12 protein-coding genes are annotated in these 12,888 nt (G+C 66.5%); 7 read left to right on the top strand and 5 right to left on the bottom strand.

Annotated elements, in window-relative coordinates:
* Positions 1–51 precede the first annotated feature (51 nt).
* Positions 52–1,194 carry a porin gene (locus tag BTH_RS09495; protein ID WP_009907969.1) on the top strand — a complete coding sequence of 381 codons (1,143 nt, stop codon included), beginning with the start codon at positions 52–54 and terminating at the stop codon, positions 1,192–1,194.
* Between the two features lie 58 nt (positions 1,195–1,252).
* On the opposite strand, the gene BTH_RS09490 is transcribed toward BTH_RS09495, so the two are convergent.
* From BTH_RS09490 to BTH_RS09480, 3 genes are all read right to left on the bottom strand, one after another.
* Positions 1,253–2,479: a M28 family metallopeptidase gene (locus BTH_RS09490; RefSeq protein WP_009898028.1), complete on the bottom strand. Its 1,227-nt coding sequence runs from the start codon at positions 2,477–2,479 to the stop codon at positions 1,253–1,255.
* A gap of 118 nt (positions 2,480–2,597) precedes the next feature.
* Complete coding sequence (locus BTH_RS09485; protein WP_009898026.1) at positions 2,598–4,301, bottom strand: M36 family metallopeptidase; 1,704 nt, start codon at positions 4,299–4,301, stop codon at positions 2,598–2,600.
* A 473-nt stretch (positions 4,302–4,774) separates the two neighbouring features.
* Positions 4,775–5,719 (bottom strand): GlxA family transcriptional regulator, encoded by a 945-nt coding sequence (locus tag BTH_RS09480; protein ID WP_009898024.1) that lies wholly within the window; start codon positions 5,717–5,719, stop codon positions 4,775–4,777.
* Positions 5,720–5,986: 267 nt separating this feature from the next.
* Between BTH_RS09480 and BTH_RS09475 the strand changes: the two genes are divergently transcribed.
* The 6 genes from BTH_RS09475 to BTH_RS33440 all read left to right on the top strand — a co-directional run bounded on the left by BTH_RS09475 (position 5,987) and on the right by BTH_RS33440 (position 10,879).
* Positions 5,987–6,937, top strand: a complete 951-nt coding sequence (locus BTH_RS09475) for a choline ABC transporter substrate-binding protein (protein ID WP_009898022.1) — start codon at positions 5,987–5,989, stop codon at positions 6,935–6,937.
* 87 nt (positions 6,938–7,024) lie between these two features.
* Positions 7,025–7,954 (top strand): 3-keto-5-aminohexanoate cleavage protein, encoded by a 930-nt coding sequence (locus BTH_RS09470; RefSeq protein ID WP_011401411.1) that lies wholly within the window; start codon positions 7,025–7,027, stop codon positions 7,952–7,954.
* A 116-nt stretch (positions 7,955–8,070) separates the two neighbouring features.
* The gene (locus BTH_RS09465; RefSeq protein WP_009898019.1) at positions 8,071–9,036 is read left to right on the top strand and encodes an L-carnitine dehydrogenase; all 966 of its coding nucleotides are present in this window, start codon (positions 8,071–8,073) and stop codon (positions 9,034–9,036) included.
* A 2-nt stretch (positions 9,037–9,038) separates the two neighbouring features.
* Positions 9,039–9,536 (top strand): thioesterase family protein, encoded by a 498-nt coding sequence (locus BTH_RS09460; RefSeq protein WP_009898017.1) that lies wholly within the window; start codon positions 9,039–9,041, stop codon positions 9,534–9,536.
* A 36-nt stretch (positions 9,537–9,572) separates the two neighbouring features.
* Complete coding sequence (locus tag BTH_RS09455) at positions 9,573–10,529, top strand: alpha/beta hydrolase (RefSeq protein WP_009898015.1); 957 nt, start codon at positions 9,573–9,575, stop codon at positions 10,527–10,529.
* Between the two features lie 98 nt (positions 10,530–10,627).
* Positions 10,628–10,879, top strand: coding sequence for a hypothetical protein (locus BTH_RS33440; protein ID WP_127446379.1), 252 nt, complete (start codon positions 10,628–10,630; stop codon positions 10,877–10,879).
* A 252-nt stretch (positions 10,880–11,131) separates the two neighbouring features.
* On the opposite strand, the gene BTH_RS09450 is transcribed toward BTH_RS33440, so the two are convergent.
* On the bottom strand, positions 11,132–11,443 hold the full coding sequence (locus tag BTH_RS09450; RefSeq protein ID WP_009898012.1) for a DUF4148 domain-containing protein: 312 nt from the start codon (positions 11,441–11,443) through the stop codon (positions 11,132–11,134).
* 231 nt (positions 11,444–11,674) lie between these two features.
* A complete protein-coding gene (locus BTH_RS09445; RefSeq protein ID WP_009898009.1) occupies positions 11,675–12,661 on the bottom strand; it encodes an oxidoreductase in 987 nt (328 codons plus the stop codon).
* Positions 12,662–12,888: the final 227 nt, after the last annotated feature.

Here is a 12,888-nt window from a genome sequence, read left to right as displayed (position 1 = left end):
GCAACGCGGGAATCTCTTTTCTTATCGAGTGAGCAGGGTGGGGTGCCGACAATGAAGAAATCGAATGTTGCCGTGATGAGCGCGATTGCGCTCGCGATCGGAGTCGCGCCGGGCGCAAGCCGCGCGCAGAGCAGCGTTACGTTATACGGGATTCTCGATGCCGGTATTACGTACGTCAACAACACCGGCGGCTCGCACGTCTTCAAGTTCGACGACGGCGTGTCGTACGGCAACCGGATCGGCTTCAAGGGCACTGAGGATCTTGGCGGCGGGCTGAAGGCGGTCTTCGTGCTCGAGAGCGGTTTTCGCCTGGGCAACGGCCAGCTCGGTTTCGGCGGCGCGGAGTTCGGCCGCCAGGCTTACGTCGGATTGCAGAACAACTGGGGGACGCTGTCGTTCGGCAATCAGCTCGACATGACCGAGGAGATGGTCTATCTGAACAACATCTCCGCATGGGCGAGCGGCTACGCGATCCACCAGGGCGACTTCGACCGCTTCAACGGCGACCGCCTGCCGAACTCGGTGAAGTTCCTGTCGAACGATTTCAGCGGCTTGCGGTTCGGCGCGATGTATTCGTTCGGCAACGTCGCGGGCGACTTCCATCGCAACAGCGCGTGGAGCGCGGGCGCGAACTACACGCACGGCGATCTGTCGGTGGGCGCGGCCTATACGCAGTTGAACAATCCGTCTGGCATCTACGCGTTCGATCCGTATGCGATGATCGGCACGCGAACCTTCCTCGGGCAGCCGACGGTCAGCGTCGATCCGGCGACGGGCAAGGTCACCGACCTGTTCGCGAATACGCCGATGAATGTCGACAGCCAGGGCACGTTCGGCGTCGGCGCGAGCTACACGATCGACAAGCTGACGCTATCCGGCAATTTCACGTATTCGACGATCAAGGGCTTCGGCAATACGTCGCACATGCAAGTCTACGAAGGCGGCGGCCTGTATCAGTTCACGCCGGCGTTGAGCTTCGTCGCGGGCTATCAGCACACGCGCTTCGAAGGCCATCACTGGAATCAGGGATCGGCGGGCGTCCACTACCTGCTGTCGAAGCGCACGGATGTCTACCTTTCCGGCGACTACCTGCGCGCGTCGAACGGCGTCGATGCGGTGATCGGCTACAGCTTCACGCCGTCCACCACGCAGACGCAAGCGGACATCCGCATCGGGATGCGTCACTCGTTCTGATCGACGGCGATGCGTCGCGAATCGGCAGCGGCGCGTGGCGCGCCGCCGCCGATGTCGCTTACCGCTTCGCGGACGCGCTCAGCCCGCCGCCCAGCTCCGCCGCGTACGCGAGCGCGAGCTTGCCGAACTTCAGCGCGTGATTGCCTTGCGAGTCCGACCGCTCGAGCGTGTCATACGTGGAGTGAATGTACGGATTGTCGTTCTGATCCGCTTCGAACGGGAACGATGCCGGATAGCCTTGCGCGTTCCACGACGCGTGATCGGAGCACGCATAGCCGCATCGCGACGTGCCGACCGAGAGCTCGGGCAGATAGGCTTTCGCGAGGTTCGCGAGATACGTGTTCTGCGTCGAGTTCGTATAGTCGCTGATCAGATAGATATCCCTCGGATCTCCCTTGTAGTTCGTCATGTCCAGCTGAAACGCGCCGACGACGTTCACGTTCTGCGCCCTGAACTGCTTCGCGATCGCCTGCGAGCCGAGGAGGCCCGCCTCTTCCGCCGCGTAGCCGATGAACTTCAGCGTGCGCTTCGGCTGATACCGGTTCGCGAGCAGCACGCGCAGCGCCTCCGTGAGGCTCGCGATGCCGGACGCGTTGTCGTCCGCGCCAGGCGCGCGCGCGTTCTCGGTCATGCGGCCGACCGTCGAATCGAGATGGCCGCCGATCACGACGACGCCCGCCGCCGGATCGCTGCCCTTGATCGTCAGGATCACCGATTTCTGCGGCCAGCCGGTGTGCGTGAACTGCTCGACCGTCACGTCGGTGCGTGAGCCGGCGAGCTGCTTCCATTGCTGCGCGATCCAGTCGGACGCGGCCACGCCGTGCGACGTCGTGTAATAGCGGTTCGTGAAGCCGGACAGCGACACGATCGTGCTGACGATGTTGCTCGCCTGCAGTTGCGAGATCCAGTTTCGGACCTGTTGCGAGTTGGTGATCGGGTAGTCAATCGCGGCTGCCTGCTTCGCGGCGCTCGGCTGAAGCGATGCGCGCGCGTCTTCGAACGTCGCGTGCACGAAGAAGCCGGGGGCGTGGCCGCGCGTGCGGCGAATTGCCTGCGACAGCGATTCGAGCAGCGAATCGTCGACCTGCGCGACGTGGACCGTTTCGGTGCGCTTCGCGTCGCCGGTGGCGACCGCCGTGCTGTAGCGGCTCGTCGCGGCGGGATCGATCAGACGCAGTTCGTGCAAGGCGGGGTCGGCGAGCGTGATCCACACCGGCGCGGCGTGGACGGTCGACATGCAAAGAGCGCCGCAGATCGCGGCGGCGGCTTGTTGGAGCTTGGACATATTCGATCTCCTCAGGGTGAGCGGAGATGCGGTCGAGGGGACGGGCGCGCGTCAGATCGTGCCGCGCGCCCCGCGTACGTTGTCGATGACGTCTTCTTCTTGATGCGGGTGACGCCGATTACAGCTTCTGCGGCACGGTCACGCCGTACGTGCAGCTCTTGTTGTACGCGTTGCCGATCGCGTTGAGCTGCGCGCTGCTGTAGCCGAGCGCGGCCGCCGCGGTCAGCACCGCCTGGGCCGCGGCCTTCTGATTCGTCGAGCCGTTCGTCATCGACAGCCCTTTCAGGAACGCCTTGTCCATCGCCGCGCCGCCGATCGCGTCGCGCGCGACCATGTTGCACGACGCCCAGTATTGGCCGGCCGTGTGGATCTCGGAATTGCGGACTTGCGCGTACGTGCGGCCGACGTTGTAGTTCGTCACGCGGCCGGGCCAGAATTCGTTGTGGCCGTCCCAGTTGTAGACCCAGTGATATTGCGCGTCGGAAGGGCTCCACTGGTTGAAGTCGCGGCTGTACGCGGCCGCGAGGTAATCGCCCGTGCCCTCGGACAGCCCCTCGACCTGCGAGAGCCCGCCGTTGGTGATCCAGTCGTGGATGCCGTGGCCGAGTTCGTGAATCACGACGTCCGCATCTTCCGCGTCGTCCACGCCGCCTTGCCCGAACGACAACCTGCCGGAGCCCGACGAGTACGACGAGTTGTCGTCGCCGGATTCGCCGTGCGGGTCGTACTGCACGCCGCCCGAGTACTGATACGGCAACGCCTTGATGCCGAGCGTCAGGTTCACGTAGCGCAGGAACGTATCGATGTGGTAGTACGCGTTCACGGCCTCGAAGTACAGGTTCGAGCGTGTGAAATCGAAGGTCGGCGAAGGCTGAACCGGACATGCCTTGTCGAACGGCGCATCGAAATCGACACACGACGCGTACGGGCCGGCGAGCTTGTAGCCGCCGCTCGTCTGCGTCAGATCCTTGAGCGTCACGCGCACGCGCGCGGCGCTCAGTTGCGGCGAGTCCGCGTCGTTGTTGTCCTTGAAGCCGGTGCTGCCGTAGCTGCTTTTGGTCGGCGACAGCGGGTCCGGCCGGAACACGAGCCCGGTCCCGTCCGTTGCATAGGATGCCTTGTCTTCGGCGCGCAGCACTTCGCCGCTGTTGGCGTCGATGATCAGTTCCCAGTCGCCGCGCAGGCTGTCCTGCGGCCTGCCGCGCACTTTCCACGCGGTATGCGTGCCCGTGCCGTCGACGAACGCGACGAGTTGCGATTGCACGCTCGCGAAGCCGCTGACGCCGAGATACGCGCGCGCGCGGTCGAGGGCCTGCTGCTCGTCGACCGCCTGCGTCTTGCTCGACACGGCCGCGACGCCGTTCACCGCCTTGCTCGCGACGTAGAGCACGCGGCCGTCCGGAGCGACCGTGATCGCGATGTCGCTGTCGTAGACGGGCAGCCCCGCCGCGCGCTGCTGAAAGCGTACGACGGTGAACGTGGCGTCGGCGCGTTCGGACGCGACGACGAGATTCGCGAGCGCGGCCTTGTCGAGGCCGAGTTGCGTCGCCCGCGCGGTGATGAACTCGCGCGCCATCGCTGCCGCGTCGGCCTTCTTCGCGTGGAACGCCGGGCTCGCCAGCGTGACGGCGACGGTTCCGGGGCGGAACTGCCCGGTCTTGTCCGCCTTTTCCGAAGGCGGCACGACGCCGCGCGTGAGGCTCGCGCGCCGGCTTTCCTCCTGCGGGTTCGGCGCCTTCGAATCCGCCCACGCGGGCAGCGCGGCGCCGAGACCGATGGCGAGACTCAGTGCGAGCGGCAGTGCTTTACGGGATGTCTGCATAGATTGTCCTCGTCTTCAAAGGTTGGGATGTCAAGCGAAACCACGGGAACCGCAGGGACGACCCGGTCCGTGCGCCGGCCTCGATGAGCCGATGCAATCGGACGGAACAACAACGGAGGCGGCGCGACGCCGCGAAGAATCAGCGCGCGCTGAGCGGGCGAGGTGGGGGGAGGCGGAAACGCCAGAGAACGGCAGGCGAAACAAACGGCAAGCACCGCGATGGCTGAATGAGCATCGTCATTACAAACCCCTCGGAATAAATATTTGGAATGCTGCTTTTCTATTCGGCAAACAAACGGTTGCACTGGAATGTCGCGTCGTTAGTCTGCCTATCTATTTTTAGAACATGTTACAGAATATTTTCAATGTTATTTCGAATAATTTTCGAGGAGCGGTTCCATAGGCGAAAACGGCTGCGCAGCATACGATCTTGCACCGCCGCAATCGTCGGCCGCCGCGCTTTCGCAACCGGCTCAGCGCTGCGCGTGCCGGTCGCTTCTCGGGCTCACGCCGAATTGCGCGCGATAAGTGCGGGAAAAATGCGAAGGCGATTCGAAGCCGCACGCCGCGCATATGGCCGCGACCGTCATGTCGGTCTGCTGAAGAAGCTCGCGCGCGCGATCGAGCCGCAGCCGCAAATGGAAACGAGCCGGCGTATCGTCGAGAATCGTGCTGAACAGCCGCTCGAGCTGGCGGCGCGTGATGCCGACCTCGCGCGCGAGCGCGTCGGACGACAGCGGGCTTTCGATCTGGTGCTCCATCGTGCCGATCACCTGGATCAGCTTGCGGTTGTGCACGCCGTAGCGCGCGGCGATCTCGAGGCGCTGACGGTCGGAGCGCTGGCGGATTCGGCTCAGCACGAACTGCTCGGAGATCGTCGCGGCGAGATCGGCGCCGTGCCGGCGGCCGATCAGGTCGAGCATCATGTCGATCGACGCGGTGCCGCCTGCGCAGGTGATGCGTCGCGCGTCGATCTCGAACAGTTCCTGCGTCGTCTTCAGGTGCGGGTAGCGTTCCTGGAATGCGGCGAGCGCTTCCCAGTGCAGCGTCAGCGCATGCGACGCGTCGAAGAGTCCCGCCTCGGCGAGCACGAAGCTGCCGGTGTCGATGCCGCCCGCCGTCGCGCCGCGCTGATACTCGCGCTTGAGCCAGTCGCCGAGCGCACGCGTGTAGCACGCGAGCGGATCGAAGCCGGCGATCACGAAGATCGTGTGCGCGTGCTCGACCTGCGCGAACGCGGTGTCCGCGTTCAGCGAGATGCCGTTGCTCGCGACGACGGGTGCGCCGTCTCGGCTCACGATGCGCCAGCGATACAGATTCGGCCTGAAGCGGTTCGCGACGCGCAACGGCTCGACGGCTGACATGAAGCCGAGCGCGGAGAAGCCGGGCATCAGCATGAAATGGAATTCTTCCGGCATGGGCGCATGCGCTGGAGAGACGATTGGCCGAGCGTAGCAAGCCAGGCGCAAGCAGGCAAGCCGCGCGGTGCGGCGTCCGGCGGCGAGGGCGCGCCACGCCTGAGGATTCGTCGATCTAATGGTTTTTACGCATAGTCGCAAACAGGCAAGAAAAGGTCGCCGTCGGTCGCCTTCCCGCGAATATGGCCCGTTACCTTTGAGCCCACGGTGCAGGCTGCGTCGTCCCCTTGAACTCGCCTGCGGAATCCGTCGAACAGGGAGGCAACCATGAATTTCACCACGACACTCGTACTCGGCGCGGCGCTTGCCGCGGCGTGCGCGCTGCCGTCTCAGTCCTTCGCGCAGGACTCGGCCGCATGCCGCAACGTGCGCTTCGCGGACATCGGCTGGACCGACATCACGTCGACGACGGCGCTCGCGTCGCTGCTGTTCGATGGTCTCGGCTACAAGCCGACGACAACGATTTCCTCCGTTCCGATTTCGTTCGCAGGACTGAAGAACAAGCAGCTCGACGTATCGCTCGGCTACTGGTGGCCGGTGCAGCAGCATCAATTGCAGCCGTTCCTCGATTCGAAGTCGATTTCGCTGGTCGAGCCGCCGAACCTGTCGGGCGCGAAGGCGACGCTCGCGGTGCCGAGCTACGTGTACCAGGCGGGGCTGAAGTCGTTCGACGACATCGCGAAGCACCGCGCCGAGCTCGACGGCAAGATCTACGGAATCGAGCCCGGCAGCAGCGCGAACGCGACGATCCAGAAGATGATCGACACGAACCAGTACGGGCTCGGCGGCTTCAAGCTCGTCGAGTCGAGCGAGGCCGGCATGCTCGTCACGGTCGATCGTGCGATCCGCGACAAGAAGTGGGTCGTGTTCCTCGGCTGGGAGCCGCATCCGATGAACATCCAGATCAGCATGAACTACCTGTCGGGCGGCGACGCGGCGTTCGGCCCGAACTATGGCGAAGCGCGCGTGTACACGCTGACTTCGCCCGACTACATGGCGCGCTGCCCGAACGCGGGCAAGCTCGTCGGCAATCTGCGCTTCACGACGCAAATGGAAAACCAGCTGATGCAGGCGGTGATGAACAAGGTGAAACCCGCGGAAGCGGCGAAGGCGTACATCAGGAAAAACCCGCAGGTGCTCGACGCGTGGCTCGCCGGCGTGAAGACCTACGACGGCAAGGACGGGCTGGCGGCGGTGAAGGCTTATCTCGGGCTCTGACCCGGACGGCTCGACGCCGGGCGCTCGACGCCCGGGCAAGACGATGCGCATTCGAATCCGACTTTGAATCTGAACGAGGCGACAGCGATGAATCAGGAAGTCATTGTGACGTGCGCGGTGACGGGCGCGGGCGACACCGTCGGCAAGCATCCGGCGATACCCGTCACGCCGAAGCAGATCGCCGACGCGGCGATCGAGGCCGCGAAGGCGGGCGCGACGGTCGCGCACTGCCACGTGCGCGATCCGCTGACGGGGCGCGGCAGCCGCGATCCGAGGCTGTATCGCGAAGTGGTCGACCGGATCCGCTCGGCCGACGTCGACATCATCATCAATCTGACGGCCGGCATGGGCGGCGACCTCGAGATCGGCGCCGGCGAGGACCCGATGCGCTTCGGCCAGGGCACGGACCTCGTCGGCGGTCTGACGCGGCTCGCGCATGTCGAGGAACTGCTGCCCGAGATTTGCACGCTCGATTGCGGCACGCTGAATTTCGGCGACGGCGACTACATCTACGTATCGACGCCCGCGCAGTTGCGCGCGGGCGCGAAGCGAATCCGCGAACTGGGCGTGAAGCCCGAGCTAGAGATCTTCGACACGGGACACTTGTGGTTCGCGAAGCAACTGCTGAAAGAAGGACTCCTCGACGATCCGCCGCTCTTCCAGTTGTGCCTCGGCATTCCGTGGGGCGCGCCCGCGGACACCGGCACGATGAAGGCGATGGTCGACAACCTGCCGCCCGGCGCGCATTGGGCGGGCTTCGGGATCGGCCGGATGCAGATGCCGATGGTCGCGCAGGCGATGCTGCTCGGCGGCCACGTGCGCGTCGGCCTCGAAGACAACCTATGGCTCGATCGCGGCGTGCACGCGACGAACGGCTCGCTCGTCGAGCGCGCGCGGGAAATCGCGGAGCGTCTCGGCGCGCGCGTGCTGGCGCCTGCCGAAGGGCGCCGCAAGCTCGGCTTGCCGCCGCGCGGCGAGCGGCCGCTCGAGCGGCGCGCGATCGCCGGATATGCGTAGCGCGACATCGCAACGCACTCATTGCCGCACAACGTGGCGAAAGCGGCCGGGCGCGCGTCAGCGGCGCGCGAAATCGGCTCCTTCGCGTGATCTTCTCGTTCAAGGATCGAAAGTACATGGCTGTCATCACCAAAATCGACACGTTCGCGGCGATCGGCGCGGGCGTCATCGGCAGCGGTTGGGTCGCGCGCGCGCTCGCGAACGGACTCGACGTGCTTGCGTGGGACCCCGCCGACGGCGCGCAACGGCAGTTGCGCGCGAACGTCGAAAACGCGTGGCCCGCGCTCGAGCGCGCCGGATTGGCGCCAGGCGCGTCGCCGGCGCGCCTGCGTTTCGTGTCGACGATCGAAGCGTGCGTCGCCGACGCGGATTTCATCCAGGAAAGCGCGCCCGAGCGCGTGGCCTTGAAGCTCGAACTGCACGAGCGGATCAGTCGCGCGGCGAAGCCCGATGCGATCGTCGCGTCGTCGACGTCCGGCCTGCTGCCGACGGATTTCTATGCGCGCGCGCATCGCCCCGAGCGCTGCATCGTCGGGCATCCGTTCAATCCGGTCTATCTGCTGCCGCTCGTCGAAGTGCTGGGCGGCGAGCGCACCGCGCCCGAGACCGTCGACGCGGCGATCGACATCTATCGCGCGCTCGGCATGCGGCCGCTGCGCGTGCGCAAGGAAGTGCCGGGTTTCATTGCCGATCGTCTGCTCGAAGCGTTGTGGCGCGAGGCGCTGCACCTCGTCGACGAAGGCGTTGCGACGACGGGCGAGATCGACGACGCGATCCGTTTCGGCGCGGGCATCCGCTGGTCGTTCATGGGCACCTTCCTGACGTATACACTGGCGGGCGGCGAGGCCGGCATGCGTCACTTCATGCGGCAGTTCGGCCCCGCGCTGGAGCTGCCGTGGACCAAGCTCGTCGCGCCGAAGCTGACCGACGCGCTGATCGAGCGCGTCGTCGAGGGCACCGCCGAGCAGCAAGGACCCCGAAGCATCAAGGCGCTCGAACGCTATCGGGACGAATGCATCGCCGAAGTGATCGCGGCGGTCGCCGCGGTGAAGGCGCGCCACGGAATGCGCTACGAGGACTGACGATGACGACGGCCGAGATGCAGGCGACGGAACTGACGATACACCGCGACACGGTGCGCGCGGAATGGGTCGACTACAACGGGCACCTGCGCGATGCGTTCTATCTGCTTATCTTCAGCTTCGCGAGCGACGCGTTGCTCGACGCGATCGGTCTCGACGACGCGGCGCGGCGCGCGCGCGGCCGCTCTGTTTACACGCTCGAAGCGCACGTCAACTATCTGCACGAGATCAAGGAGGGCACGCGCGTGCGGATCGATGCGCGCGTGCTCGCGCACGACGCGAAGCGGCTGCATCTGTATCTCGAGATGTTCGCGGCGGGAATCGACGGCGCGGTGTCGGCGAGCGAGCAAATGCTGTTGCATGTCGATACGAGTGGGCCGAAGGCCGCGCCGTTCGATGCCGACATCGCCGAGCGGATCGCGAATCTGCATGCGCTGCAGCGCGCGTATCCCGCGCCGGCCCATGCCGGACGCGTGATCGGCCTGCCCGCGCGCCGCTGAGGCGGCGCGAATCGGCGAATCGACGTTGGGGGCAAGATGCTGGAGCCGGCAATCGAGGCGTTCGTCGCGCGCGTCGCCGCATGGTATCCGGACGACGCGGCCGCGCGGCCGATCGTCGAGCAGCGCGCGCTCTACGAGCGTTTCGCCGCGGCATGGACGCCCGCGCTGCCGGCGGACGTCGACACATGCGACGCGCGCATCGTCGCGGCGGACGGCCGCGAGATCCGCCTGCGGCGCTACCGGTCGCGACGATCCGCCTCGCGCGGGACGGTGCTGTTCTTTCACGGCGGCGGCTTCGTCGTCGGGTCGCTCGACAGCCACGCGCTCTTGACGGCGCGGATCGCGGCGGATACCGGGCTCGACGTGATCGCCGTCGACTATCGGCTCGCGCCCGAGCATCGCGCGCCGGCCGCATTCGACGACTGTCTGGAGGCCGCTGTCGCCGCGCTCGACGGCCGGCTGCCGTTCGAATCGATCGCGCTGCCGCTGCGGCTTGCCGGCGATAGCGCGGGCGGCACGCTCGCGGCGTCGGTGGCGGCCGCGTTGCGCGACGGCGGGCGCAGCGGGCACGGCGACGGCCGCGAAACGCGCGGCGGCGTTTGCGCGGTCGCGCTCGTTTATCCGATGCTCGGTTTCGAGCCGCAGTTGCCCGCGCGCGACACGCGGGCGAATGCGCCGATGCTCACGCTCGCCGACGTTCGCGCGTACCGCCGCCTCTATTGGGGCGATGCCGGGCCGCCGCCGGGCGCGCTGCCGCTCGATGCGCCGCGCTTCGACGGCTTGCCGCCCGTGCTCGCGATCGGCGCGGAGCACGATCCGTTGTGCGACGACGCGCGCGTCTATGTCGAACGGATTCGCTCGGCAGGCGGCGCCGCGCAATTCTGGCGCGGCGACGGGCTCGTTCACGGCTGCTGGCGGGCGCTCGATACGAGTGCGCAAGCGGCGCGCATGCATCGAATCGTGTGCGCATTCCTGCTAGCGCCCGGCGGATGAACCCGGTGTGCGCGCCGCGCTCGTCAGGGCCGGGCTGGAGATGCTCTGGAGGCGGCGTTTGCGGGGGCCTCACTCGCCGAAGGGAAAAGCGACGGGCGATGAGAATCGCCGAGCAACGCGGGCGCGCGGCGCGCGTTCGCGCATCGGCGGCCGCGCGGGAAGCCGACGCATCCGGGCGGCGCGACAACGGCGCCGACATTCGGCAACTGGATCGCGAATGCATCGCTGGCCGTATGCGGCCGGGATCGGCGCGCGCGCTGCTTGAAACCGGAGATGCGCTGCTTGGGCGTCATGAACAGCGGACGCGCCGACGTCGACACACGCACGGCATCCGGAAGCGCAGGAAATAAAAAATCGATCCTTACGTATTTTGTAAGGATCGACGCTGTTTCCATTCGCGAGCCGCGGCGGCGGCGGACATGCGCCTCAAGCCGAAAAAGCGCCCGGGCGCCAGGCGCCCAGGCTAAGCCGCTCCATGCGGAGCGGCGGAGGTTAGGGGCCCGAATGGGGAGCGACGGCGAGCCGAAACGGCTGGTTCGCCGTGCGGATTTCAGGCTGCGCGGCCGCCGGATTCAGCCGGGCCGCGCAGCCGGTGTGCTGCATTACTGACCGAAGTAGATCGATTCGCGCGGCGAGCGGGGAGCCGCTGCGGCCGGCGCGCCGACGTGCGCGACAGGCACGGCCTGCGCACCGTAGCCGCTCGTGTCGGCCGCGCCTTGCACGCGGGCCTGGGCAGCCTGGATGTCTTCCGGATAGTACGGGCTCGACAAGCCCGGTTGATAGCCGGCCTTTTCGAGCTGGACCAGTTCCGCGCGCACTTGTGCACGGGTCAGCGGCTGGCTGGATTGCGCGAACGCACCGAACGAGGCGGTCAGGGCGGAAGCGGCGACGACAGCATAAACGAGCGATTTCATGAGAACCTCCGATGTTTTATCGACTTCGCTTTCGACACCATGTCTTAAGCGATTGGTTACATCGTAGTCGTCGGATTCCTACGGGTAAACGCTCGGTTTGGCGAAATATCTTTTCGAAAATTGCAAGAATCGCAATTGGCAAGCGGCGGGGCGTCGCGGCACGAAAAAAGGCCGCTCGACCGCCGCGCACTGCGGCGGCCGAAGCGGCGAGTCCGGGCTTGGCGAAATGCTTCAGAGCGCGCGGAACGTCGCGTCGTAGCGCGACGCGCCGCGGCGCGAACCGGGCGGCGGCGTGTCGAGATAGCGTACGCCGGTCAGTTGTTCGGACTTTTCCCACAGGCGCTTGCCCATCCGCACGTCGCGCGCCTGGTGCGGGATGCGCGCGTTGGCGGGATAGCCGCGGGTCTCGCAGAGGTGGGCGGGGCCGATGTATGCGCCGCCTTCGATGTCGACCGCCGTCGCCGCATGGATCGCGGGCAGCGCGCCGACGTCGGCCGGCTGCGCGACGAGCCGGTTCGACAGGCGCATCGCGAACGAGCCGAGCGACGAGTTTTCCATGACGGGCCCCGCAAACTGCAGATTGGTGGCCGCGTAGCCCGGGTGCGCGGCGATGCTCCGCATCGACAGGCCCGCGTGATCGAAGCGGCGCTGCAGTTCGAGCGTGAACATCAGGTTCGCGAGCTTGCTGTCGCAATACGCGCGGTACTTGTTGTAGCCGCGCTCGGCGAGCATGTTGTCGAGACGGATCTTGCCGAGCCGGTTGAAGCCGCTCGACATCGTCACGACGCGCGCGCGGTGCGACGCGCGCAACGCGGGCAGCAGCAGGCCCGTCAGCGCGAAATGGCCGAGATGGTTCGTGCCCATCTGCATTTCGAAGCCGTCGCGCGTGCGGCGCAGCGGCAGGAACATCACGCCCGCGTTGTTGCAGAGGATATCGACGCGGCCGTGGCGATCGGCGACAGCGTCGGCGAAACGGCATACGGATGCGAGGTCGGCGAGATCGAGCGCCTCGACTTCGATCCGGGCGCGCGGATAACGGGTGCGGATCGCATGCGCGGCCAACTCGCCCTTTGCCGTATCCCGGCAGCCCATCACGACCTGCGCGCCCTTGGCGGCGAGCGTCTGCGCGATCTGCCAGCCGAGGCCGCTGTTGGCCCCCGTGACGACCGCGACTTTTCCACCTTGCGGCGGCACGTGTTGCGCGCTCCAGGCATGCATCTTCGTCTCCATCGATGGCGCGCCGTCGGGCGGCGCGTTTGCGAACCCGTCGTATGCGCGGACGGGCTCTGGGGCGGTGCGATGGAGCGGCGGCGGGTTAGGACGTTCGCGCCCCACAAACCTTTACATTGATCGATGTAACAGTAGTGACGCGGCGCGGCAAAGACAAGGGGCAGGCTAGAGACGGCACTCTAGGGCTTGGGCAAGCCCGTCATGCGCGTGAACGG

Origin of the sequence: Burkholderia thailandensis E264 (assembly GCF_000012365.1) — a bacterium.
Lineage (GTDB): Bacteria > Pseudomonadota > Gammaproteobacteria > Burkholderiales > Burkholderiaceae > Burkholderia > Burkholderia thailandensis.
Note: the sequence above shows the minus strand (reverse complement) of the source record. Positions and strands in the feature narration are given on the sequence as shown.